A 22,456-nucleotide genomic window follows, 5' to 3' on the forward strand; every position below is an offset into this window, starting at 1 on the left:
TGCCAGCCGCCCCTGCCTTGATGACGATTTCATGTCAGCCATTCTCAATTGAGTTATCTATCTATAATCATCTCTTGGGTCGCATATGAGACCTTATTTAATACAGGAGAGCGTTATGGAGCGGGCGATACACCTTGTTAGATTGCAATCACTCTGGTCGGGGCTCGGGATCCGCAGCCGGATCCTGATCGGAGTAGCCATCCTGATGATCATTGCCATCAGCTGCATCACCCTGATCCTGGAACAGATCTCCCACGACCAGGCACAGCAGCGGGTGGAACGCTATGAGCTGCCAAGCAGCGTGGAGCGCATCGCCAACCAGCTGACCGCCGAACTGACCCAGCACCTGACCGAAGCCGAGGCACTGGCCGGCAACAGCTTTGTCATCGACTGGCTGAGCCAGGAGATGCCCGCCGAGCAGTGGCCGATCATGGAGCGCTACTTTCTGACACTGCAGCAACGCATCGGGGGCAATGTGTTTATCGCCCCGCGCCAAAGCGCCACCCTGCTCAACTTCAGCAACGGCACCACGGCCCAGAAGAGACTGAGCGCATCGGATCCCAAAGACGAGTGGTTTTACGGCTTTCTGAAACGGGGCAAGCCCTACGAGCTGAACCTCGACATCTCCGACTTTGACAAGCGCGCCTCCCTCTATATCAATACCGCCGTCACGGCAGGGGGCAAGACTCTGGCGGTGGCCGGTACCTCCATCGACATGAGCGCACTGCGCAAACTCATCAGCAGCTACCGGATAGGCAAGAGCGGGCAGGTCTATCTGGCCGACATGGAGGGTCATATCGAGATCCACCCAGAGCAGGAGCTCAAAGAGGCTGCCCACCATCAGAGCGCCTTCCTCGACACCGTCAGGGCGCTGATCCCGGCAGCCAGAGAACAGGTCGCGGTCCAGGCCCTCACACTTGGGAAAGAGACCTATCTGATCGCTGTGCGCTACATTCCGGCACTCAATCGCCTGCTGATAGGCGAGATCAATGACGCCGAACTGGAGGAGGGACGCAGCGAATCCCGCCGGCTCATCATCATGGTGTCGCTGGCTATCGGCGGGCTCGCCATGCTGGCCTCCGCCTGGCTCGCCCACTCCATCAGCCGCCCCATTCGCCAGGCCGCCGACGGCATGCACCACATCACCGCCGATCGGGATCTGGCGACCCGCCTCGACTTCTCGGATCAGTCGGAGCTGGGCCAGATGGCGCAGAGCTTCAACCGCTTGATCCAGAGCCTGAACCAGAGTTTCTCCCGCTTCCAGCAGTCAGGCAGCGCCCTCTCGGCCCAGTCCTCCCAATCCCTGCATCAGGCGCAGGCCCTGGCAGGAGAGGCCTGCCAGCAGGCCCAGAGCATCCAGGAGCTGAGCAACGTGGTCGCCCTCATCGGCGACAATGCCGAGCAGATCGCCGGTCGCTCTGAGGGGGTCAACGAGGTGACCCACCGCATCGCCGATCACATGCTCGCCATCGAGCGGGACGTCAGTCAGAGCGCCCAGCAGCTCGATACCCTGCGCAGCAGCATCGGCAGCTCCTCTGCCTTGCTCGAAGAGGTGGTCAAGGACAGCAACAACATCACCCAGATCATGAACCTCATCCGTGACGTCTCGAACCAGACCAACCTGCTGGCGCTCAACGCCGCCATCGAGGCGGCGCGGGCGGGCGAGATGGGGCGCGGCTTTGCCGTGGTGGCCGACGAGGTGCGCCAGCTGGCGGTGCGCACCCAGACCGCCACCAAGGATGTGCAGGATCTCATCCTGCGCCTGCAGGAGGGCACTCGCCAGGCCAGCGGCTCCATGGCTGACTCCCGCACCCTGAGTGAAGAGAGCCATGACCGCATGCATCAGGCCAGGGCGGTGTTGATGGATGCCAGCCGCCAGATCAAGCAGACCGCCCTCGAGATAAACGAGATCAGCGCGCTGGCCCAGGCGCAGGATCAGCAGATGGGGCAAGCCAGAGCGGCGCTGGACGAGCTGGCCATGGTGGCCGAGCACCAACGGGAACATGCAGAGGAGAGCAATGCCGCCAGTCGCGAGCTGTTCGAACTGGCCAAGGCGATAGACGAGCAGATCCGCCAATACCGGATCGGCTGAGCCGCCGTCGGTCAGACAAGACGCCACCCTGGGGTGGCGTTTTCATTTTGCGAACGATTTTGCATCACTCCCGAAACGGGAATGGCACGCACATACACAACCAATTGATAAGTAACACGAAAATATTTGGAACGGCCATTGCTAGTCATCGTTGAGTCATATCAGACGCAACCCAGGAACATCGCCATGAAGCCGACCACCACTCACTCCCCCGCCGCCCAAACCTGTGTCACCCACAAGGCGGCGCTGACCCCCCGTGAAGGCACCTTGCTGATGATGGTTGCCCAGTTGCTGGTGCTCACCAGCATCGTCCTGGCCACCACCCTGGCTGAGCTCCCCTGGTATGGGACGCTGCTGCTGGCCGTGCCACCTGCCATCGGTGGCGCCCTGCTCAGCAGGGTATGGGGCAGATTGCCCCGCTAAGCCCACCCCACCTTCCCAGGTAGACGGCCGCCCCTTGAGGCGGCCGTCTGCTTATCCGGTGCGGCCCCTGCCCCCTTCAGACGGCAGCGGGATCACAGGGCATGGCTTCCCAACTGCTCCTTGAGGAAATCGAGCCAGACCCGCAGCCGGATGTCGCGCTGGGCATCGGAGTAGAAGACCGCATTGATGGGGCGCGAGGCGCCGCTGTTGCTGCGGGCCAGCACCTCCACCAGGGCCCCGCTCGTCCGATCCGGCCCGGTCATGAAATCCGACAGACAGACGATCCCCTGCCCCCGCAGCGCCAGCTGGCGCAGGGTTTCACCGCTGCTGGCCCGCAGGGTCGGGGTGATGGGAAAGCGATCCCCCTGCTCCTGGCTCAGAAGCGGCCAGTGGTTGAGGTGATCGGGGTGCAAAAAGCCGAGCAGCTCGTGCCCGCTCAGCAGATCTGCCGGCTGGCGCGGGGTGCCGCGCTCGCGCAAATAGTCGGGGGACGCCAGCAGCCGCAGCCGCGAGCGGCCCAGCGGCAGCGCCCGCAGGGAGGAGTCGGTCAGCTCGCCGATGCGAATGGCCATGTCCACCCGCCGCTCCATCAGGTTGATAAAGCCCTCGGAGCTGTGCAGTTGCAGCTCGATGGCGGGATAACGGCGGCGAAACTCGCCGATGATGGGCACCAGCCGGTGCAGGATGAAAGGAGTGGCGGCATCGACCCGCAATACCCCCTCCGGCTGCTCGCGGCGCATCAGCAGCAGCCCCTCCGCCTCGCTCATCTCGGTCAGGATCTTCACCGCCCGCTGATAGAACCAGCCCCCCTCCTCGGTCAGGCTGACCCGCCTAGTGGTGCGATTGAGCAGCACGGTGGCGAGCTTCTCTTCCAGCCGCTTGATGCCGCGGCTCACCACCGAATTATCCATGCCGAGGTTCTCCGCCGCCTGGCGAAAGCTGCCCGCCTCCACCACAGCTACAAACAGGGTCAGTTCATCAGAATGGGTCTTCATTGCTGCAATCCAGACAAGAGTAATGGGCCTTTATAGGCGTAATGTCCTTGGGTTGGCAAGGGCGCTCTGGCAGCCGTGCCGGCATTTCAGGGAGAAAAACCAGATATGCGCGCTATCCCTCAACCTGCTTAATCCGTAGAATGCCGCAAAAAAGGCATCATATGACGCCACATTGATATGAGACACATCAATGACATTTGAAGAACGACTGACCATCGCCCATCAGACTCTGGCTGACCAAGGCATCAAGGAATCCGACTACAACCCATGGGGGTTCAAGCTGCTGCGCAAACTCGGCTGCACCGTCAAGCCACCTTATTACGCGGGCTGGCTGGTCAATTTTCTTTATGCCAGCCTCAGTATCGCGCCGATCTGGGGTCTGATTATGTGGGTGTTCGTTTGGCACCCAGAGGGAAGATCCTTCGTATCATCCTTGTTCAGCACAGCTCTATTCGCTGGTCTGTTTGGCCTCGTTACCTCAATCAGGCTCTGGCAAAGGCGCAGGCAGCTTGATTTGACCCCATGGGAACAGCTAGCACGCCAACCCATCCGTGAAAGCGCGGCAGGAAAAGGCTGAAACCCCGCTGCAAATTGGCACCAGATGTAATACAGGCTACAGATACGGACCCCCACCTTGCCCGATTTCGTCAAATTCATGATCAGTTTTTCAGTTAACTGCTTCATTCAAACCGCAATTTGTCTTGTGGTTCTCACCTACCGGCTGTTCCGCCACCATAATGGCAACTGGCGCAGCTATCGACGCAGCCGGGATCCTCTCCCTCTCTTCATCTCCATTTTACTTGGCATGGTGGTCGCTAGAAGGCTTCATCCAGCCATCATGGCGGCCCTGGCGTGATGGGTAACCGCTGCCTGAGATGGCCAGGCCACGACGAGGAGATAACGTGACGGCACGCTCACATGCCACTCGGGGTTTGCCAGTAGAATGCGGCAAGCAGGCATCGTATGGCACCAAACACCTCAAGGAAAAACATCATGGAATTCGAACGTAGACTGGCGGCCGCCCACCGGGAGCTGGCAGAGAAGGGCGTGCAGACGCTCAACTACAACCCGCCGATCACCAGGCTGCTGCGAAAGGCTGGGTTTACCATCAGGCCGCCCCACTACGAACGCTTTCTGGTCAATGTCCTTGCTCTGGGGCTGCCCACTGGCGCTATCTGGGGGGTATTGATGTGGTTCTTCGGCTGGCAACATGAGGTAACACCAGCATTCGCCCTACGCCAGAGTCTGCTGTTCGGCTTAGGGCTCGGCCTGCTGATGGCGACCTTGCTCTGGTTTCGGCGCAAGCAGCTCAAGCTGACCCCTTGGGACGCTTTGCCCCACTCAACGATCCGCACGCAAAAACGCTGGCAACCGAAATAATCACCGACAAGGAGATCCTTATGACCAAGGCCCATGAAAAACTGAACTATGTGGAGTTTGCGGCCAGGGATCTTGCCGCCACCAAGGCCTTCTTTCAGGCTGCTTTCGGCTGGCAATTTGCCGATTATGGCCCCGATTATTGCGCCTTCGAGGGGGAAGGGCTGGATGGCGGCTTCTATCGCGCCGATCTGTGCAGCCAGAGCGCGCAAGGCGGCGCCCTGCTGGTGTTCTACAGCACCGATATTGAAGCGACCCAGAGCAAGGTAGCCGGCGCCGGGGGCATCATAGTTCGCCCCCTGTTCGATTTTCCCGGTGGCCGCCGCTTCCACTTTGTCGAGCCCAGCGGCAATGAATTTGCGGTCTGGTCCGAGCCGGCCAATGCCTGATGACAAGGGGGCGCCCCGGCGCTCCCTGCTCCTTTTACCTCACTGACTTCCTCATCGCCACCTCGCCCCGGCCTATTCATTGCTGCTCTTATCTCAATAGTGTTTTGCGACTGCTCCCCTGTTTCCCGCGATAGACGGCGGGCATACTGACTCCCGTCTTAACGAGGAGGTTCAGATGTCATCCCCCGTGATTGTGATTGCCCAGCTTGAGGCCAAACCCGAATTCACCGCCCAGTTTCGCGCCGCCCTGGATCCCTTGATCGCGGCCAGCTTGCAGGAGGCTGGCTGCCTGCGCTACCAGCTGCATCAGGATTTGGATAATCCCCATGGCTGGATGCTCTACGAGGTATGGGAGAGCGAGGCCGCCCTTCACGCTCATCAGGGCCAGCCCCACTTTACCGAATTTGTCGCCAGGGCCGAGCCCTGGTTTGCCGGCAGCACCATTCGCCGCTATCAGCCGCTGGACGCCTGATTTTCCGCGCCGCTGAGCGCCCTTTTGCAACCTATTTGAGGAATAACATGATGAAGATGCCCAACCTGGGTCTTGGAACCTTTCGCCTGACCGGCCAACCCCTGCGCGACTCCCTGCTGCAAGGGCTCGAGCTTGGCTACCGCCATATCGACACCGCCCAGATCTACGCCAACGAGGCCGAAGTGGGCCAGCTGATGAGCGAGAGCGGCGTGCCCCGCCAGGATATCTATCTGACCACCAAGGTTTGGACCAACGAGTTCGGCCCAGGCAAGCTGATCCCGAGCCTGGAGGTGAGCCTGGAAAAACTGGGCACCGACTATCTGGATCTGGCGCTGATCCACTGGCCCTCCCCCAGGGATGAGGTGCCGATGACGGTCTATCTGGAGCAGCTGGCCGAGGCCAAGGCCCGGGGTCTGACCCGCGAGATCGGGGTCTCCAACTTTACCGTGGCCCAGCTCAAACAGGCCATCGAGATCCTGGGGCCGGGCGCCATCGCCCACCAGCAGGTGGAGATCCACCCGCTGCTGCAAAACCGCAAGGTGGTGGAGTTCTGCAAGGATCACGGCATCGCCATCACCGCCTATATGCCGCTGGCCTATGGCAAGGTGCTCACCGAGCCGCTGCTGATGGAAATTGGCCAGCGCCACGGCGTCTCGGCGGCCCAGGTGTCGCTGGCCTGGCTGCTGGCCCAGGGCATGACGGTGATCCCGAGCTCCACCAAGCGGGAGAACCTGGCCGCCAACCTGGCTGCGCTGAAGGTCACCCTCACTGCCGACGAGCTGGCCGCCATCGCCACCCTGGAGCGGGGCGAGCGCTGTGCCAACCCGGACTTTGCGCCAGATTGGGATTAAAGGGAAGTGGAGCCATGCCCTCTCGCTTAGGCGGCGGATAGCGGCAACCCTCACGAGCCTATTGCAGCCACGGGCTATCCCCTCTCCCTGTGGGAGAGGGTCAGGGTGAGGGCAAGCTCCTCTTTTTATGTCATCAGGCCTTCAACCAGATAGCCCCCTCATCCCCAACCCTTCTCCCGCAAGGGGAGAAGGGAGCAAAGAAAACCCGACAACATCGACGAGAACCTGAGCGGGAGGCATCATGCCTCCCGCTTTTTTGTTTCCAACACAGCGCCACTGCCTCCCAAGTCCTCCCCCAGAGCCTTCCCTCAACCCGTTGTTTCTTAACTCTTTCCTCTTTTCTCGTTGTCCTGGCTCGCTATGCATGGATTGCTGCCGTGCGCGTTGTCTCTGCCCCCACCTCACGCGCTACGACCTGCTCTTGCCGCGTTGCCTCAGCCACTCCTCCTTCCACGATTCCATTGCTGCTGATTTGGCAAAAGTAATTTGATGTCGCCGTCATTTTTGCCAACAAACGCCCTCGGCATACTGGCGCCACTCTCCCGTCGGGAGTCACCATCCAAGGAGTTGTTATGCCACTGGCGTTGTTTGCCCTCACCTTAAGTGCCTTTGCGATCGGCACCACCGAATTTGTGATCGTGGGGCTCATCCCCACCATCGCCGAGCAGCTCAATGTCTCGCTCCCCTCGGCGGGCCTGTTGGTCAGCCTCTATGCCCTTGGGGTGGCCATCGGCGCCCCCGTACTCACGGCGCTCACTGGCAAGGTGCCGCGCAAGTGGCTGCTGGTAGGGCTGATGGCGCTCTTTACCGCCGGCAACCTGCTGGCCTGGCAGGCCCCCGGTTACGAGAGCCTGATCCTGGCCCGCATCCTGACCGGGCTGGCCCACGGGGTCTTCTTCTCGGTGGGCAGCACCATCGCCACGGGTCTTGTGGCCAAGGAGAAAGCGGCGAGCGCCATCGCCATCATGTTCAGCGGCCTCACCATAGCGCTGGTGACCGGCGTCCCGCTCGGCACCTGGATTGGTCAGGTCTTCGGCTGGCGCGACACCTTTCTGGTGGTGAGCCTGCTGGGGCTGGTCGCCATGGTGGGCAGCCTGTTGCTGATCCCGAGCAACCTGCCCAAGGGGGCGGCCTCGACCATCCGCGAGCAGCTCTCGGTGCTGACCAAAAAGCCGCTGCTGCTGGTCTACGCCAAGACAGCGCTCGGTTACGGCGGCGCCTTCACCGCCTTTACCTTCCTCGCCCCCATCTTGCAGCAGGTGAGCGGCTTTAGCGCCGGCGCGGTGAGCCTCATTCTGCTGGTGTACGGAGTGTCGGTCGCCATCGGCAATATCTGGGGCGGCAAGCTGGCCGACAAGATGGGCCCGCTGCCTGCGCTGAAGCTGCTGTTTGCCGGTCTCGCATTGGTGCTGCTGGTGCTCACCTTTACCGCGCCACACCCGGTGCTGGCGGTGCTGACCGTGCTGGTGTGGGGCGCCTTTGCCTTTGGCAACGTGCCCGGGCTGCAGGTGCTGGTGGTGAAACAGGCCGAGCAGCACACGCCGAGGGCGGTGGATGTGGCCTCCGGCCTCAATATCGCCGCCTTCAACGTCGGCATCGCGCTGGGATCCGTGGTCGGTGGCCTGGTGGTGGAGCACCTCGGCCTGATGCATACCCCCTGGATCGGCGCGCTGATCGTGCTGCTGGCCTATGGCCTCACCCATGTCAGCGAGCGGCAAGCCGCCCGGATGGCACAGGCCTGCCCCCAGTACTGAAACCGCAGGCCTTTGTTCTGCAAAATAAAAACGAGCGGCTGATGCCGCTCGTCTCGCTTTCACGCTCTGTTTATTTTTGTTATGCCGCTTGCGGCCCGGCCTTGCCTGTCACGGCGCGTGCCAGCCAGTAGTCGAGGCTGACGTAGCGACCGCCGCCGTACACCAGCAGTACCAGCAGCATCACGAAGTAGGTGGCGGCAAACTCCATCCCGTTGTTGAGCATCACGGGATCCCCAAGCTCGGTGATGTAGTTGTAACGACCGGGGAAGTTGGCGGCCAGCCACTCGATAAAGCCGTTGAGGCGCAATGTCGCCTCCATGCTGCCGGTGGCGATGGCATCCCAGCCGTGCTTCCAGTGCACCATGGCGCTCGCCACGCTCATCAGGAAGATGGTCGGAATGGCCATGACCCGGGTAAAGAGACCAAGGGCGATGCAGATGCAGCCCAGCACCTCGGTGCCCGCCGCCAGAAAGGCGAGCAGGGTCGGGAACGGCAGGTTGAGCCCCCCTTCCGAGGCTGGCGCGCCAAACCAGGCGACCGTGCCGGCAAACCCCACCACCTTGGAGTGGGCCCCCACATAGATGACCGGGATGAGGTAGAGGCGAATGGCCAGCAGGGCTAGAAAATCGAGCCGCTTGCACTGGGCCACGGCCCGCTCGTACCAATGGATAAGGGTATTGTTCATGGGATGTCTCCTTGGAAAGGGGGTACCTGACGTTCAATGGATATGGGTTCTATGGATGGCGGTTGAGTGGCCAGCAGGCCGAGCCGGTGAAAATGGCGGGCCCACCCCAGCAGATCAAAACCGCTGCGATAGTGGTGCACCTGGGCGGCCAACCCGGCCACACTGACCCCTTGCTGCTGCCCAAGCAGCTGCAGCAGGGCCACATCGAATTCGCGCAGCGCCTGGCTGACCAGCTGATGGGCGGGGCAGCGAAACAGGGCGCAGAGCTCGGGAGTCTGACCGGCCGCCACCACCCGCCCCTGCTGGATCACAAAGGGCAGCGTCAGCAACTGCAGGGTGGGGTTGAGCCAGAGCTGGCTGCCCATCTCCACCGCTTCCCCTGCAAGCGGGCGCGGCACCTGCGCGTCGTCAATCTCGACGCACAGGCAGGCCCACTCATACTCCAGCAGCGCCAGCCGCAGCCCGGGCCAGTTGAGCCAACCCTCACCCTGGCCAAGCTGCACATGGCGCACCAACTCGGTGGCAATCTGGTGAAAGGCGGGCTCGATCGCGCCATGGTGGGCGACGAAACCATTCACCAGCGCATCGCGCTCAGCCGGCGTCAGGTGGTTCAGGGTGAGCGCGAAGGTACTCTCCAGCACCGCCTCGACATTGGCCCGCACACTGCGCACATAGTGGGGGGCGAGTTCGGCTGCCGACTCTCGTATGCAACCGGCCAGCCACTCGGTCTGCTGCCACAACCGGGGCGGGACCGCTGCGGCAGGCCATGCCCCCTGCTCTCGCCTAGTCATGACACACCTCCCGTCCCGCAGGATGCGCCGTCGCCTCGCAGCAGGCCTGATGGACCCGGGCCAGCTCGGCCTCCAGCACGGGCAAGGGGGGCAGATGGTGATCCCGCTCCAGCAGCAGGGGGCGCAGGCCGTGGGTCTGCACCGTATAGCGGGCCAGCGCCACCACCTCCTCGCAGACCGGACGGCCATGAGTATCCAGCAGGGTGCCGTCCGCCTCTTCCAGATGGCCGGCGATATGGAAGTAGCGGATCGCCTGGCTCGGCAGCCCGGCAATCATCCGCTCGGGGCAGTAGCCGTGGTTGCGGCTGTTCACAAAAACGTTGTTGATGTCGAGCAGCAGCTCGCAGCCGCTGCGCGCCACCAGCTCGGTCAGAAACGCCTCCTCCGCCATCTCGTGCTCATAGCCGTGGTAGTAGGAGATGTTCTCCAGCACCAGCGGGCGGGCCAGCGCATCCTGTACCTGCCGGATCCGATCCGCCAGGTAGGGGAGGTTCTCCCACTGGCGCGGCACCGGCAGCAGCTCGTAGAGATAACCCCGGGCATCGCGGGAAAAGCTCAGGTGCTCGCTGTAGATGTCGATGCCAAACTCGTCGAGAAAGGCGCGGATCTGGCCGAGCAGGCTCATATTGAGCGGCTGGCAATCGCCGAGGGAGAGGCTGAGCCCGTGGGCCACCAGCGGATAGCGCTCGGCGATCTGCTGCAGTTGCTCCCGCCTGGCGCCGCCAATGGCCATCCAGTTCTCCGGCGCCAGCTCGAGAAAGTCGATGCCAGGGCGGGCAGGCGCCCCACAGAGCTGGGCCAGATGCTCCTGGCGCAGCCCCACGCCACGACTGCTGGCGCTTATTGGCCGCATACCCCCTCCGTTATCTTGCTCTCCTGGCGCTGGGTCTCGCCGTTGATCCCCTGCTCCGTCAGACCACACTTGCCATCGCGGGCGCGCACCAGCCGGCCCTGTGGATCACTGTCGAGGGCCTGCTTCTCGAAGCGCTTCTCGGTGCCGCACTTGCCGGCCGCACACTTGCCGCCGTGCTGTTCGCTCGGCGCCGCCTTCACCGGCGCCTCGCTCGGGGTAGCCGCCAGCGCAAGCCCGGGGGTCAGCGCGATCAGGCCGGTCATGGCGATGGAGAGGCTCAGTTTGCAGGAGGTTTTGATGCTGCTTGCGTTACTCATGGCTGGACTCCTTGACGGATGAAACGGGGTAACTGGAGAGATCGCGGGCGGCCACCACCTGGCCGTGGAACTGCTGCTTGACGATGGCCATCGCCTCCTTCTTGTGATTGAGGCCGACCCCCATCCAGTGGTTGAGCACCAGCAGCTTGGGGTTCACTTCGGCGGCAATCCTGGCGACCACCGAGGGCTTGGCATGGAGCGAGGCGGAGACGGGATCGGCGCCCTCGTGGATGGCGAGCGGCATCACCAGGATGTCGGCCCCCTTGGCAAACGGCACAAAGGCCGGGTTGCTGCCGTTCTGATCCGCCGAGATGACGATGGTCCCCTCGGCGCTCTCGATGCGATAGGCCAGACAGGGCACGTCCCCGTGGGGGATGCCAAGCGCCGTGATGGTCAGGCCATCCTGCTGATAGACCTGTTGCGGCCGGGGCGTCTGGTAGGGCACATCGTGCACATTGATGGGGAAGAGACCATCGGTGCCATCCTTGAAGCCGCCGAGGTAGGCATAGGCCCCCTTGCTCGGGTTGAACAGAGCGTCAAAGTAGCCGCTCATGCTGGGGAAGGCCGAGCCGGCCTGCGGCCCCGCCAGATCGAGGGGATCGCTGCGCTTGAAGAAGTAGGCCCCCTTGAGCAGCGCGGGCAGGTCGGTTACATGGTCGGTGTGAAAGTGGGTGATGCCGATGAAGTCGACCTCTTCGAGCTTGGCGCCCGCCTGGCCGAAGCGCAGATAGACGCCGCCACCGGCATCGATCAGGATGCGCGATTTGCCCTTCCACCAGATCACCTCGCTGGAGGAGGCGCGCAGATCGTCGGAGATGGGGCCGCCGCTGCCGAGCACCTGCAGGGTGAATGCCTTGTCCAGTGGCGTCAGTTGTACGGGCTCGGCCCAGGCCGGCGCGGTGGCGAGCGCGCAGCCGATGGCCAGCGTCACCGCTTTGATTGTCTGTTTCATAACGGATTACCTGTCGGTTGGATGACAAGAGAAAGGGGTCGGGGCGAGGCAGTGTCTGCCCTCCCCGACCGAGGGGGATCAGGGTTGAGAGCGGGGCTCATCCCGTTCATCGGCTTCCCAGCGTGCTTCCAGCCAGAGCAGGTTGCACAGGCCCAGCAACAGGGCGAAACCCAGGCCCAAAATCCAGGTGAAGTACCACATAGCGGCTCCCTTGGGGTCAGTAGAGTTGATGGCTGTCGCGCTTGATGCCAGCACGATCCAGCTTGCCGCGCACCACCCGGTAGACCCAGCCGGTGTAGCCGAGGTTGATGGGCATCAGCACCAGCACGATCCCGAACATGATGGTCAGGGTCTTGAAGCTGGAGGTGCCGTCCCACAGGGTCAGGCTGCTGGCCGGATCCAGCGACGAGGGCAGCACGAAGGGGAACAGGGCGATGGCCACCGAGCAGAGCATGGCGGCGCAGGCCAGGCCGCTGGCCAGCAGGGCCAGCCGGCCCTTCTCCTGCCAGGCGGCGATGCCGCTGGCCAGCGGTGCCAGGGCGCCGATGAGGGGCACCAGCCACAGCAGCGGGTAGTCAAAGTAGTTGCCAAGCCAGCCGCAGGCGTGGGGGATCACCCCCTTCATCAACGGGCTGATGGCGGCATTGGGGTCAAAGGGCTGGCCCGTCAGGCCGGTCAGCTGGTAACCCGGCAACCCCAGCAGATGCCAGCCGGCCAGCAGATAGCAGAGGGTCACCAGCGGCGCCAGCAGGATGGCGAGGCCGCGGGCCCGCAGTGCAGGGGTGCCCGTTACCTTGGCTTGCAGGAAGCTGGCGCCGTGCAGCAGCAACAGGCTCACCCCGGTCGCCACCACGCTGGCAATCCAGCTCCAGTGGAAGTCGAAGGCCCCGTAGTGCAGGCGCAGTGCGCTGTCGAAGCGAAACGGCAGGCCCTGCATCACCAGCGCGATGGCGGCAGAGAGCACCAGGGTCGGCACCAGACCACCGGCCACCAAGGCGCGATCCCACCAGCGGCGCCAGAGGGGATCGGCCAGCTTGCTGCGATAGTCAAACCCCACCGGGCGCAGGAAGAGGCCAAGCAGCAGCACTATCATCGGCACATAGAGCGCCGAGAAGGCAGCGGCGTAGACCAGCGGCCAGGCGGCGAACAGGGCGCCGGCGCCGGCGATGAGCCACACCTGGTTGCCCTCCCACACCGGCCCCACGCTGTTGATCACCAGTCGGCGGTCTTCATCTTCTTTCGAAACCACCGGCAGCAGCATGGCGATGCCCAGATCGAAGCCATCCATCACGATGAAGCCGACCAGCATGAACAGCACCAGCCCCCACCAGATGAGTTTCAGGGTTTCATAATCCATCAGGCGATCCTCGCAAGTTCGGGTTGTTCACCGCTGTAGCGGCCGGTATGCAGCACGGCGGGCCCCTGGCGGATCACGCGGCGCAGCAGGAACAGCTCCACCACCAGCAGGCAGGAGTAAATGAAACAGATGGAGATCAGACTGAACCAGAGCTGGCCCGGCTGCAGCAGCGACACCGAGGCCGACACCGGCAGCACGTCGCTGATGGTCCAGGGCTGGCGACCGAACTCGGCTACGAACCAGCCCGCCTCGATGGCAATCCAGGGCAGCGGAATGCTCCACAGCAGCACCTTGAGCAGGCGGGGCGAAGCGAGTAGCCGGTTGCGGCAGAGCTGGACGAAGCCCGCCACGAACAGTCCGAGCATCACGACACCCAACCCGACCATGATCCGAAAGCCCCAGAACAGCGGCGCCACCTGTGGCACAGAGTCATCCACTGCCCTGGCTATCTCGGCCTCACCGGCCTTGGCGATGTTGCTGGCATAGGGGGTGAGCAGCAGCCCGTAGCCGAGATCCTGGCCGTGCTTGTCGAACAGCGCACGGTTCTCGGCCGAGTCGTTGCCGGCGCGGATCTGCTCGAGCGCCCCGGCGGCCACCATGCCGCTGCGAATGCGGGTTTCGTGCTGGGCCTTGAGATCCTTGATGCCGGTCACCGCCTCATCGAGGGAGCGGGTGGCGATGATGCCCATCAGATAGGGGATTTTGACCGCAGCGTGGGTGGTCTCGGCCCCCTGATCCGGGAAGCCGAACAGGGTGAAAGCAGCCGGCGCGGGCTCCGTCTCCCACTCCGCCTCGATGGCGGCCAGCTTGACCTTCTGCACCTCGCCGGTGCGATAGCCCGACTCGTCACCCAGCACGATGACCGAGAGGATGGCGGCCAGCCCAAAGCCCGAGGCGATGGCGAAGGAGCGCAGGGCGAAGCGCACCTCCATGCGGCGCAGCAGATACCAGCTGCTCACCCCCATCACGAACAGGGAGGCGGCCACATAGCCCGCCGCCACCGTGTGCACGAACTTGACCTGGGCCACCGGGTTGAAGATCACCGCGGCCACGTCCACCAGCTCCATGCGCTGGGTCACCAGGTTGAACTCGGCACCCACCGGGTTCTGCATCCAGCCGTTGCCGATCAGGATCCAGAGCGCGGAGAGGTTGGAGCCGAGCGCCACCAGCATGGTCACCAGCAGATGCTGACCGCGGGAGAGCTTGTCCCAGCCGAAGAAGAAGAGCCCCACCAGGGTCGACTCGAGGAAGAAGGCCATCAACCCCTCCACCGCCAGCGGGGTGCCGAAAATGTCCCCCACATACTGGGAGTAGTAGGCCCAGTTGGTGCCAAACTGGAACTCCAGGGTGATGCCTGTGGTCACCCCCATCACGAAGTTGATGCCAAACAGCTTGCCCCAGAAACGGGTGATGTCCTTGTAGATCACCTTGCCGATCATCACATAGGCCGACTCTGCGATCACCAGGATCCAGGACAGCCCCAGCGTGAGGGGCACAAACAGGAAGTGGAACATGGCCGTGGCGCCAAATTGCAGGCGCGACAGGCTGACCACGTCATCCGGATTGATCATGCGTCACTCTCTTTTGTTGTATTTACCTCGCACGTTTTGTGCGAGACAAGTACACCACGGAGCATGACACCTATAACAGATGCAGTTATATTGAATTACACCTATAACAGTTACTGCATCACATGTCCCTTTACCGTCAGCTGGCCGACCGCCTGCAACAGCAGATTGAAGCCGGGGTGTGGCAACCCGGCGAGCGCATCCCCTCCATCCGCCAGAGCTGCAAGACCCATGGCCTGAGCCCCATGACGGTGCTGCAGGCCTATCAGCTGCTGGAGAGCCAGGGGCGGATCCTCGCCCGCCCCCAGTCCGGCTACTACGTCAAGGCGGCGCCTTCCCGTCCTGCCGCCAGCCTGCCCCAGCAGGCGCACTACAGCGGCTCGGTGGACATCAACGATCTGGTGTTCGAGGTGTTGCAGGCGAGCAAGTCACGGGGGCTGGTGCCCCTTGGCATGTCGGTGGCCGACCCCACCCTGTTCCCTCATCCCCAGCTTGGCCGGGCGCTGGCCAGCTGCATGCGCCGGCTCGACCCCTTCAGCACGGTGGCAGACCTGCCCCCCGGCAACGAGGCGCTGCGCCGGGCCATCGCCCAGCGTTACGCCAGCGAGGGGCTGGCGGTGGACCCCCAGCAGATCATCATCACCACCGGCGCCATGGAGGCACTCTCCCTCAGTCTGCAGGTGCTGACCGAGCCCGGTGACTGGGTGGTGGTGGAGTCCCCCACCTTCTATGGCGCCCTGCAGGCCATCGAGCGGCTCAAGTTGAATGCGGTGGAGATCCCGGTGATCCCCGGGGTGGGCATCGACCTCGTCCTGCTGGAGGAGGCCCTCGCCCAGCGCCCCATCAAGGCGTGCTGGCTGATGGGCAATGTTCAGCACCCGCTCGGTCACACCATGCCGGATGAGCACAAGCAGGCGCTGATGGCGCTGCTCAACCGACGCGGGGTGGCACTGGTGGAGGATGACGTCTATGCCGAGGTCTATTTTGGCCGTGAGCGGCCAAGGCCCATCAAATACTGGGATATCCGGGGCGAGAGCCTGCTGTGCAGCTCCTTCTCAAAGTGTCTGGCACCGGGCTTTCGGGTCGGCTGGGTGGTGGCCGGTCGCCACGCCGAGCGGGTGCAGCGGCTGCAGCTGATGTCGACCCTCTCCACCAATGTGCCCAGCCAGCTGGCGCTGGCCGAGATGCTGCGCCAGGGCGGGGTAGATGCCCACTTTCGCCGGCTGCGCCACACCCTGGCCCAGCGCCAGCAGCAGATGCGGGCCGCCCTGCTGCGCCTGCTGCCGGGGGAAGTGAACATCTCCTCCCCCGATGGCGGCTATTTTCTCTGGCTCGAGTTTGACCCGCGCCTCGACAGTCGCGCCCTGCACGCCCAGGCGCTGGCCAGCGGGTTCTCGCTGGCGCCAGGCGCTCTCTTCTCCAGCAAGGGGCTGCACAACCATTGCCTACGACTCAACAGCTCCCATCCCTGGAGCGAGCAGTTGGAGGCGGCCCTCACCCGGTTGGCCGAACTTATCCACCAACAGCTGGACACTACTCCCGTCAAAGACCAAAAGGCCCCATGACGGGGCCTTTTTCTTGCGAAATTATCCGGTTGAAACGGGTTTATCTGACCATGGTCTGTGACAGCATCTTGAACCCCAACCTCTCGTAGAGCGCCTTGGCGCGCTCGTTGAATGCCATCACCTCCAGCCGCAACTGGCTGGCGCCCTGCGCCTTGCCCCACTCATCGCAATGGGCGATCAGCGCCTTGCCGATCCCCCGGGAGCGGTGCCCCTCATCGACCACCAGGGTGCCGATGCGGCAGATGGGCTCCTTGCTCAGAAACGGGATGGTCTCGTTGATGTCGATGCGGGCGGTCAGAAAGCCCGCCACGGTCCCCTCCTGCTCGGCCACGCAAAACAGGCGCCCTTCGGCGGCAATGGCTGCCAGCAAAAAGGCCCGCTCCTCGGGGGATGGCGGGCAGAATACCTGCGGCGCCTGCGCGAAGTGGATCTCCCCTATCTGCCGGTTCAGCTCGAGGATGGCGTCTATATCCTGCTCACGTGCCTTGCGTATTTCCAATGAATGCTCCTTGCCTCTGTGTCCTGACGATGATGTGTCCTGGCGATGAGACGGTCTCATCTGCTCCCTTTGATCAGGGCTCCATCATAGTGGCTGCCGAGCCAGACAAGCCAGACAAGCCAGACAAGAAGTGCCGCAACAGCCTTTGGCCGGCATCTGAAAACAACAAGGCCCCGTCACGGGGCCTTATCGACAATCCATGTACTGAGCGGGGGGTCAGGCGGGGGCATCCAGCTGGGCCACCTGGCGCTCTATGCTGCCTTTGAGGTTTTCATCGAGCTTGAGGGCGCGCGCCAGCTCGTCCAGATAACCGCGCTCCATGAAGTGATCCACGTCGATGGCAAGCAGGGAGGCGAGATAGACTTCGGTCGCCAGCTCCATGTCGGTCACTTCCCGCGCCAGGGCGTGGGGATCCAGGGGGCGAGCCAGCTCGGCATCAATCCAGCGGGCCGCGTCGCTCTGGCCCTGCTCGGTCAGGTACTGCTGGATCTTCTGACGCTCGTCGTTGTCGATATGGCCGTCGGCCCGGGCCGCCGCCACCATGGCGCGCACCAGGAGGGCGGCTCTGGCATCCAGCGCATTGCCCTGCAGGGTATCGAGGGGCTGGGTCGGCTGCGCCGGGCTGCCCTGCTGTGCCTGCCAATCCTGATAGAGTTTGTAGGCCAGGCCGCCGAGGGCCGCCGCGCCGCCCACCGCCGCCACCTTGCCGCCATATTTGCGCACCTTCTTGTTGCCAAGCAGCAGGGCCATGGCACCGGCGGCGAGGCCCCCTTGCGCCATCCCCTTCATCTGCGCCTTGCGGCTGTCGCCACCTTCGTTGAGCCAGCCCTTGCCAGCTCCCATCAATTGCTCCAGCATTTGTTTCATGGGACCTCCTCGTTGGATGGTGAACCATGCTGAACCTGCCCCACTGAACTCAAGGTGAATGGATGCCGCTGCCCCGCCTGCTGTCGCTGACCCTGCTGACCCTGACGGCGTTCGCCGCCAACTCGGTGCTCTGCCGGCTCGCCCTGTTCGAAGAGCGGATGGATCCCGCCCTCTTCACCCTGCTGCGCCTGACCAGCGGCGCCCTGGTGCTGGTGCTGCTGTGCGGCGTGCGCCAAAAATCCCCCCGCCAGGGGGACTGGGGCGGTGCCCTGGCCCTCATCACCTATGGCGCGGCGTTCTCGTTCTCCTACCTCACCCTGACCGCGGGCACCGGCGCCCTGCTGCTGTTTGCCGCCGTCCAGCTCAGCATGCTGGCGCCGCCCCTGCTGCGCGGGGAGGCTCTGCCCCGCCGCCAGTGGCTCGGCCTGCTGCTCGCCATGGCGGGCCTGGTGGTATTGCTGCTGCCCGGCCTCAGTGCGCCGGATCCGCTGGGGGCGGCCCTGATGATAGTGGCCGGCATCGCCTGGGCCGGCTATACCCTGCGGGCCTCGCGCTTTGCCGACCCGGTCGCCGCCAACACCGGCCATTTTCTACGCGCCAGCCTGCCGGCCGCCCTGCTCTATCTGCTGTTCGGGCAACTGCAGACCAGCCCCGCCGCCATCGGCTATGCCCTGGCCTCGGGGGCGCTGGCCTCCGGCCTTGGCTATGCGCTCTGGTATCTGGTGCTGCCTCACCTTGGCCGTACCCTGGCCGCCAGCGTCCAGCTGCTGGTGCCCCTGCTCGCCGCCCTGGCCGGGCTCATCTGGTTGGATGAGTCCTGGTCGCTGCGCTTGGTATTGTCGACCCTGGGCATCCTGGGGGGGATCGCCCTGGTCATCGCCGGACGCCCCCCATCAGGAGAAAAGTCATCATGAAGATGCTCATATTGCTGCTCGGTTGCACCCTCTCGCTCCCCCTGCTGGCCGCAGTGGAGGACAGAGATGCCAAACAGGCCAAGCTGGATGCCGCCTGCCAGCAGGCCCAGCAACAGCTGGTCGAACAGGGCAAGCAACAGCGGATCGACGCCTGCATCAAGGCGGGCGGCAAGGCCGCCAAGTGCCAGCAGGAGTTCGCCAGCTTCGGCCAGCGGGAGGGCAACAAACGGCCCGATCTCAACAACCTTCCCCCCTGCCAGCAGGCTGATGCCTATCGCAAGAGCTACCGGCAATGACCCTCAATCAAGGAGACCCCATGACCCCACCCCGCGAGCTGACCCTGCAGTTTCTGGCCGAGCCCGCCGATGTGAATTTCGGCGGCAAGGTGCACGGCGGCATGGTGATGAAGTGGATCGATCAGGCGGGTTACGCCTGCGCCGCCGGCTGGTGTGGCGGCTACGCGGTGACCGTCTATGTGGGGGGGATCCGCTTTTTGCGCCCCATCCAGATAGGCCAGCTGGTAGAGGTACACGCCCAGGTGATCCACACCGGCACCACCAGCATGCACCTGGCGGTGGATGTCTACAGCCGCCACCCGACCCAGCGAGAGCGTCACAAGACCACCCACTGCATCATCATCTTCGTGGCCATGGACGAGCACGGCAAACCGACCCCGGTGCCCCAGTGGCAACCGCAGAGCGAGAGCGATCGGCAGTTGCAGCAGTACGCCCTCAAATTGATGGCCCTGCGCGAGCAGATCGACCAGGAGATGCGCCAGCACCTCTAGCCGGGTCGCCCGCAACCAGACAGGTCCCCATCCGGGTGCGGCCCTGTATAATGGCGTTTTCCCCGTTACGGAGTCTGTCATGTCATTGGAAACTGCCCCGCCCGAGGTCCAGCTCGCGGTGGATCTCATCGAACTGCTGGAGACCAACCGGATTGAGCCGGCCCTCGCCCTGGCGGCGCTGGCCATCGTCTCCGCGGACTATCAGCGCAAGCTCAACGAAGGCAAGGAGTGCTGAGCAAGGTTGCCTTGCCACCCCACCTTGCACAGGAGGTGTCATGACGGATCCCGTTCGTTTTGAAACCGGCCGCCCCATGCTGCTCGGCGGCCTGCGCCGTCACCATGCCTTCGCCCACGCCGACTTCGGCGGCCAATGGCGCGATTTCAGCGCCCTGGGCCCGCTGCCGGGCCAGCTGGGTGAGCATGCCTATGGCGTCATCTGCGGCGTGACCGCCACCGAGTGCGAATACATGTGTGCGGTGGAGGTCGCCGCGCTGGAAGTACTGCCCAAGACGCTGGGGCGGATGCGCATCGAGCCCCAGACCTATGCCGTCTTCCTGCATCGGGGGCATGTCTCGACCATGCCGCACACCTGGCAACAGGCGCTGGAGTGGCTGGCACAGTCCGCTTACCAGTCGGCCCACAAGCCAGACTTCGAGCGCTATGGCGCCGCCTTTGACCCGGACACCGGCAGCGGCGAAGTCGAACTCTGGCTCGCCGTGCTGCCGCGCCAGGCCATCGCCTGAACATACCGCGCTCTGCTCTGATAAACCGGCCAGGTTTAACCCAGACGAGGGGCTGACTCGGCGCACGGGCGGTGCAAGGATATGGCTCCCCTACTGCCCAAGAGTTGTTATGGATAACTAGGAATGTCTCGACCAGGCTGGTCTTTGGAGTCGCTCCGCCCGCATCATGACGCTGGCCTGCCTCATCGTCTTCATGGCCCAGATGGCCACCACCGTTTACCTCCCCTCCCTGCCCGTGGTGATGACGGATCTCGCCATGACTAGGCAGGGGGTCGAGCTCTCCATCTCGTTGTTCGTCATCGGCGCTGCCCTGCCGGTGCTGTTCTGGGGCGCCGCCGCCGATCGCTACGGCCGCCGGCTGCCCCTCGCCCTGTCACTCTTGCTGTTTGTCGGCCTCAGCCTGCTGCTGGCCACCACCAGCCAGGGGCCGCTGCTCTTGATCCTGCGCACCCTGCAAGGGGTGGCGGCCGGCGGGGCGGCCATCATCGCCCGCATCCTGGTGCGGGATCACTGGCACGGCGATGAGCTGGCGCGCCGCCTCTCGGTGCTCTCCATCGCCTTTATCACCGCCCTCGGCGGTGGTCAGTGGATAGGCGGCCTCATCAGCCGTTATGCCCATTGGCAGCTGGGATTCGTGCTGATGGCCGGGGTCGGTGTGCTGGCGCTGCTCTTGATGAGCAGCCTGCCGCTGCAGGGGCCCAATCCGGCGGCGACGGGCAGCGGCATGTGGGCCCGTTACGCCAGCCTGCTGCGCCGCCCCGGCTTTTTCTGGCCGGCCTGTGCCGGCGGCATCGGCTTTGCCATCACGGTGACCCTGCAGGAGGTGAGCCCCTTCGTGCTGCAGCAGGGGTTTGCCCTCGAGGTCACCACCTTCGGCAGTCTGGGGTTGCTGATCGGTATCGCCTACTTCGCCGGCGCCATGACGGTCAACCGGCGGGTCGCCCGGGTGGGAGGCCGCCAGCTGATGCGCCAGGGGGCCGCACTCATACTGCTGGCGGCCAGCGGCATGCTGCTGCTCTGGGCACTGGGCGCCCTGCAGGGCAGCGGTGGATTGGTGGCCATGATGACCTGCTACTGCCTCATCATCTTCGGGCAGGCGGTGCTCTTTCCCAACAGCATGGCGCTGGCGGTGAGCGATGGCCGCGAGCACGGCGCCTACGCCATGGCCCTGTGCGGCTTCCTGCAGCAGGGAGTGGCCGGGGTAGCCGCCGCCGGCGCCACCCTGGTGAGCCATCACGGTGCCTGGGCCCCGCTCGTCTTCACCCTGGCGCTCATCACCCTGCTGATCGTGCGCACCAGGGTGCGCTAAGCAGGCCCCGGCCTGCGTCCCCTCACCGCTCAGCGGGCCCCATCACCCGATCACACAGGCTGGTGAGGGCCTCACTAAGGCGCGTGAGTGGCTCGCCGCGCTCCGCCCCCAGGTGCAGCGCCAGCTCCACCGGCGCCACCGCCGGCCAGTGGGTCAGCTCCTGCTGATCCGGCTGCAGCAGGCGCCGGGGCAGCAGGCTGACCCCGATCCCGGCGCTCACCGCCCCCTGCAGGCTGGCCAGGCTGGCGCTGACGTAGGCGATGCGCCAACGCCTCCCCAGAGCGTCGAGTGCCTCGGTCAGCTGCCGCCGATAGAGCCCTTCGCTCGGGAACACCACCAGCGGCAAGGGATCCCGCTCACTGGCGGGCCAGGCTCGGCTGTCGACCCAGGCCAGCGGCTCGCGCCAGCAGGCGCGCGGCGCCCCCTGTCCCCGCGCCTGTTTGACCAGCGCCAAGTCCAGCTCGCCGGCCTCGAAGCGCTGCCAGATCTCGTGGCTGAGGCCGCTGTGCACCTCCAGCCGCACCTGCGGGTAATCGCGGGCAAAGGCCGCCAGCACAGGGGCGATAGCGCCGGCAGCAAAATCCTCCGGCACTCCCAGGCTCAGCTGCAGGCTGGCCTCGGCCACCTGCTCCTCGGCCCGGGCCAGCAGGGCCAGGATGCTGCGGGCCAGCCCCAGCAGCTTCTCCCCCTCTGCCGTGGTCACCACCTGGCGACCGGAGCGGTCCAGCAGCGGGCAGCCGAGCTGCTGCTCGAGCCGCCGCATCTGCTGGCTGATGGTGGACTGGGTGAGGTGCACCCGTTCACCGGCGCGGGTAAAACTGCCGCTGTCGACGATGGCGACAAAGCTGCGCAGCAAGAGGGGATCCAGCATGGTGACTCCATTTACAAAACCACTG

General features: G+C 64.3%; 28 protein-coding genes. 16 read left to right on the forward strand and 12 right to left on the reverse strand.

Annotated features, from left to right (window positions below):
• Positions 1 to 115 precede the first annotated feature (115 nt).
• A complete protein-coding gene (locus tag AB5Y94_RS19050; protein WP_368206311.1) occupies positions 116 to 2,092 on the forward strand; it encodes a methyl-accepting chemotaxis protein in 1,977 nt (658 codons plus the stop codon).
• A 186-nt stretch (positions 2,093 to 2,278) separates the two neighbouring features.
• Positions 2,279 to 2,515 carry a hypothetical protein gene (locus tag AB5Y94_RS19055; protein WP_368206312.1) on the forward strand — a complete coding sequence of 79 codons (237 nt, stop codon included), beginning with the start codon at positions 2,279 to 2,281 and terminating at the stop codon, positions 2,513 to 2,515.
• Positions 2,516 to 2,607: 92 nt separating this feature from the next.
• Here AB5Y94_RS19055 and AB5Y94_RS19060 read toward each other — a convergent pair whose 3' ends face one another.
• A complete protein-coding gene (locus AB5Y94_RS19060; protein WP_368206313.1) occupies positions 2,608 to 3,510 on the reverse strand; it encodes a LysR substrate-binding domain-containing protein in 903 nt (300 codons plus the stop codon).
• A gap of 190 nt (positions 3,511 to 3,700) precedes the next feature.
• On the opposite strand from AB5Y94_RS19060, the gene AB5Y94_RS19065 reads away from it, so the two are divergent.
• The 7 genes from AB5Y94_RS19065 (at position 3,701) to AB5Y94_RS19095 (ending at position 8,353) form a co-directional block, all read left to right on the forward strand.
• The gene (locus AB5Y94_RS19065; RefSeq protein ID WP_368206314.1) at positions 3,701 to 4,087 is read left to right on the forward strand and encodes a DUF6404 family protein; all 387 of its coding nucleotides are present in this window, start codon (positions 3,701 to 3,703) and stop codon (positions 4,085 to 4,087) included.
• Between the two features lie 57 nt (positions 4,088 to 4,144).
• Positions 4,145 to 4,366: a hypothetical protein gene (locus AB5Y94_RS19070; protein WP_156559979.1), complete on the forward strand. Its 222-nt coding sequence runs from the start codon at positions 4,145 to 4,147 to the stop codon at positions 4,364 to 4,366.
• Between the two features lie 137 nt (positions 4,367 to 4,503).
• Entirely contained in the window at positions 4,504 to 4,890 is a 387-nt protein-coding gene (locus AB5Y94_RS19075) for a DUF6404 family protein (RefSeq protein WP_368206315.1), read from the forward strand.
• Positions 4,891 to 4,910: 20 nt separating this feature from the next.
• Entirely contained in the window at positions 4,911 to 5,276 is a 366-nt protein-coding gene (locus AB5Y94_RS19080; protein WP_368206316.1) for a VOC family protein, read from the forward strand.
• Positions 5,277 to 5,451: 175 nt separating this feature from the next.
• Positions 5,452 to 5,748 (forward strand): putative quinol monooxygenase, encoded by a 297-nt coding sequence (locus AB5Y94_RS19085; RefSeq protein WP_368206317.1) that lies wholly within the window; start codon positions 5,452 to 5,454, stop codon positions 5,746 to 5,748.
• Between the two features lie 47 nt (positions 5,749 to 5,795).
• Positions 5,796 to 6,599 carry a 2,5-didehydrogluconate reductase DkgB gene (dkgB, locus tag AB5Y94_RS19090; protein ID WP_368206318.1) on the forward strand — a complete coding sequence of 268 codons (804 nt, stop codon included), beginning with the start codon at positions 5,796 to 5,798 and terminating at the stop codon, positions 6,597 to 6,599.
• Positions 6,600 to 7,171: 572 nt separating this feature from the next.
• On the forward strand, positions 7,172 to 8,353 hold the full coding sequence (locus AB5Y94_RS19095; protein WP_368206319.1) for an MFS transporter: 1,182 nt from the start codon (positions 7,172 to 7,174) through the stop codon (positions 8,351 to 8,353).
• 79 nt (positions 8,354 to 8,432) lie between these two features.
• On the opposite strand, the gene AB5Y94_RS19100 is transcribed toward AB5Y94_RS19095, so the two are convergent.
• From AB5Y94_RS19100 to AB5Y94_RS19135, 8 genes are all read right to left on the reverse strand, one after another.
• On the reverse strand, positions 8,433 to 9,038 hold the full coding sequence (locus AB5Y94_RS19100) for a DoxX family protein (RefSeq protein ID WP_010634390.1): 606 nt from the start codon (positions 9,036 to 9,038) through the stop codon (positions 8,433 to 8,435).
• Entirely contained in the window at positions 9,035 to 9,778 is a 744-nt protein-coding gene (locus AB5Y94_RS19105) for a putative DNA-binding domain-containing protein (protein WP_010634391.1), read from the reverse strand. Before AB5Y94_RS19105 ends, AB5Y94_RS19100 begins: the two co-directional genes overlap by 4 nt.
• Before the next feature lie 43 nt (positions 9,779 to 9,821).
• The gene (locus AB5Y94_RS19110) at positions 9,822 to 10,682 is read right to left on the reverse strand and encodes a DUF692 domain-containing protein (RefSeq protein ID WP_026141310.1); all 861 of its coding nucleotides are present in this window, start codon (positions 10,680 to 10,682) and stop codon (positions 9,822 to 9,824) included.
• Positions 10,670 to 10,999 carry a hypothetical protein gene (locus tag AB5Y94_RS19115; protein WP_216972648.1) on the reverse strand — a complete coding sequence of 110 codons (330 nt, stop codon included), beginning with the start codon at positions 10,997 to 10,999 and terminating at the stop codon, positions 10,670 to 10,672. Before AB5Y94_RS19115 ends, AB5Y94_RS19110 begins: the two co-directional genes overlap by 13 nt.
• Positions 10,992 to 11,951, reverse strand: coding sequence for an MBL fold metallo-hydrolase (locus AB5Y94_RS19120; RefSeq protein WP_139430398.1), 960 nt, complete (start codon positions 11,949 to 11,951; stop codon positions 10,992 to 10,994). The genes AB5Y94_RS19115 and AB5Y94_RS19120 overlap by 8 nt, the downstream gene beginning before the upstream one ends.
• 78 nt (positions 11,952 to 12,029) lie before the next feature.
• Positions 12,030 to 12,152: a cytochrome bd-I oxidase subunit CydX gene (gene cydX, locus AB5Y94_RS19125; protein ID WP_017766001.1), complete on the reverse strand. Its 123-nt coding sequence runs from the start codon at positions 12,150 to 12,152 to the stop codon at positions 12,030 to 12,032.
• 16 nt (positions 12,153 to 12,168) lie between these two features.
• On the reverse strand, positions 12,169 to 13,308 hold the full coding sequence (gene cydB / locus AB5Y94_RS19130; protein ID WP_252604399.1) for a cytochrome d ubiquinol oxidase subunit II: 1,140 nt from the start codon (positions 13,306 to 13,308) through the stop codon (positions 12,169 to 12,171).
• Positions 13,308 to 14,879 carry a cytochrome ubiquinol oxidase subunit I gene (locus AB5Y94_RS19135; protein WP_368206320.1) on the reverse strand — a complete coding sequence of 524 codons (1,572 nt, stop codon included), beginning with the start codon at positions 14,877 to 14,879 and terminating at the stop codon, positions 13,308 to 13,310. The genes cydB and AB5Y94_RS19135 overlap by 1 nt, the downstream gene beginning before the upstream one ends.
• A gap of 122 nt (positions 14,880 to 15,001) precedes the next feature.
• Here AB5Y94_RS19135 and AB5Y94_RS19140 point away from each other — a divergent pair, with 122 nt between their 5' ends.
• Positions 15,002 to 16,441, forward strand: coding sequence for a PLP-dependent aminotransferase family protein (locus AB5Y94_RS19140; protein WP_368206321.1), 1,440 nt, complete (start codon positions 15,002 to 15,004; stop codon positions 16,439 to 16,441).
• Positions 16,442 to 16,481: 40 nt separating this feature from the next.
• On the opposite strand, the gene AB5Y94_RS19145 is transcribed toward AB5Y94_RS19140, so the two are convergent.
• Complete coding sequence (locus tag AB5Y94_RS19145) at positions 16,482 to 17,000, reverse strand: N-acetyltransferase family protein (protein WP_368206322.1); 519 nt, start codon at positions 16,998 to 17,000, stop codon at positions 16,482 to 16,484.
• Positions 17,001 to 17,156: 156 nt separating this feature from the next.
• Positions 17,157 to 17,807 carry a tellurite resistance TerB family protein gene (locus tag AB5Y94_RS19150; RefSeq protein ID WP_279974400.1) on the reverse strand — a complete coding sequence of 217 codons (651 nt, stop codon included), beginning with the start codon at positions 17,805 to 17,807 and terminating at the stop codon, positions 17,157 to 17,159.
• A 62-nt stretch (positions 17,808 to 17,869) separates the two neighbouring features.
• On the opposite strand from AB5Y94_RS19150, the gene AB5Y94_RS19155 reads away from it, so the two are divergent.
• From AB5Y94_RS19155 to AB5Y94_RS19180, 6 genes are all read left to right on the forward strand, one after another.
• Entirely contained in the window at positions 17,870 to 18,721 is an 852-nt protein-coding gene (locus AB5Y94_RS19155) for a DMT family transporter (protein ID WP_368206323.1), read from the forward strand.
• On the forward strand, positions 18,718 to 19,017 hold the full coding sequence (locus AB5Y94_RS19160) for a hypothetical protein (protein ID WP_017766007.1): 300 nt from the start codon (positions 18,718 to 18,720) through the stop codon (positions 19,015 to 19,017). The genes AB5Y94_RS19155 and AB5Y94_RS19160 overlap by 4 nt, the downstream gene beginning before the upstream one ends.
• A 20-nt stretch (positions 19,018 to 19,037) precedes the next feature.
• The gene (locus AB5Y94_RS19165) at positions 19,038 to 19,508 is read left to right on the forward strand and encodes an acyl-CoA thioesterase (protein ID WP_017784440.1); all 471 of its coding nucleotides are present in this window, start codon (positions 19,038 to 19,040) and stop codon (positions 19,506 to 19,508) included.
• A gap of 79 nt (positions 19,509 to 19,587) precedes the next feature.
• Positions 19,588 to 19,743 (forward strand): pleiotropic regulatory protein RsmS, encoded by a 156-nt coding sequence (rsmS, locus tag AB5Y94_RS19170; protein ID WP_005299504.1) that lies wholly within the window; start codon positions 19,588 to 19,590, stop codon positions 19,741 to 19,743.
• Between the two features lie 40 nt (positions 19,744 to 19,783).
• The gene (locus AB5Y94_RS19175; RefSeq protein WP_323991870.1) at positions 19,784 to 20,251 is read left to right on the forward strand and encodes a GyrI-like domain-containing protein; all 468 of its coding nucleotides are present in this window, start codon (positions 19,784 to 19,786) and stop codon (positions 20,249 to 20,251) included.
• A 166-nt stretch (positions 20,252 to 20,417) separates the two neighbouring features.
• Complete coding sequence (locus tag AB5Y94_RS19180; RefSeq protein WP_368206324.1) at positions 20,418 to 21,560, forward strand: MFS transporter; 1,143 nt, start codon at positions 20,418 to 20,420, stop codon at positions 21,558 to 21,560.
• Between the two features lie 22 nt (positions 21,561 to 21,582).
• Here AB5Y94_RS19180 and AB5Y94_RS19185 read toward each other — a convergent pair whose 3' ends face one another.
• The gene (locus AB5Y94_RS19185) at positions 21,583 to 22,431 is read right to left on the reverse strand and encodes a LysR family transcriptional regulator (protein ID WP_368206325.1); all 849 of its coding nucleotides are present in this window, start codon (positions 22,429 to 22,431) and stop codon (positions 21,583 to 21,585) included.
• Positions 22,432 to 22,456: the final 25 nt, after the last annotated feature.

The sequence above is a fragment of the Aeromonas sp. s5 genome, from assembly GCF_040907865.1.
In the GTDB taxonomy this organism is placed as follows: Bacteria; Pseudomonadota; Gammaproteobacteria; order Enterobacterales; family Aeromonadaceae; genus Aeromonas; species Aeromonas dhakensis.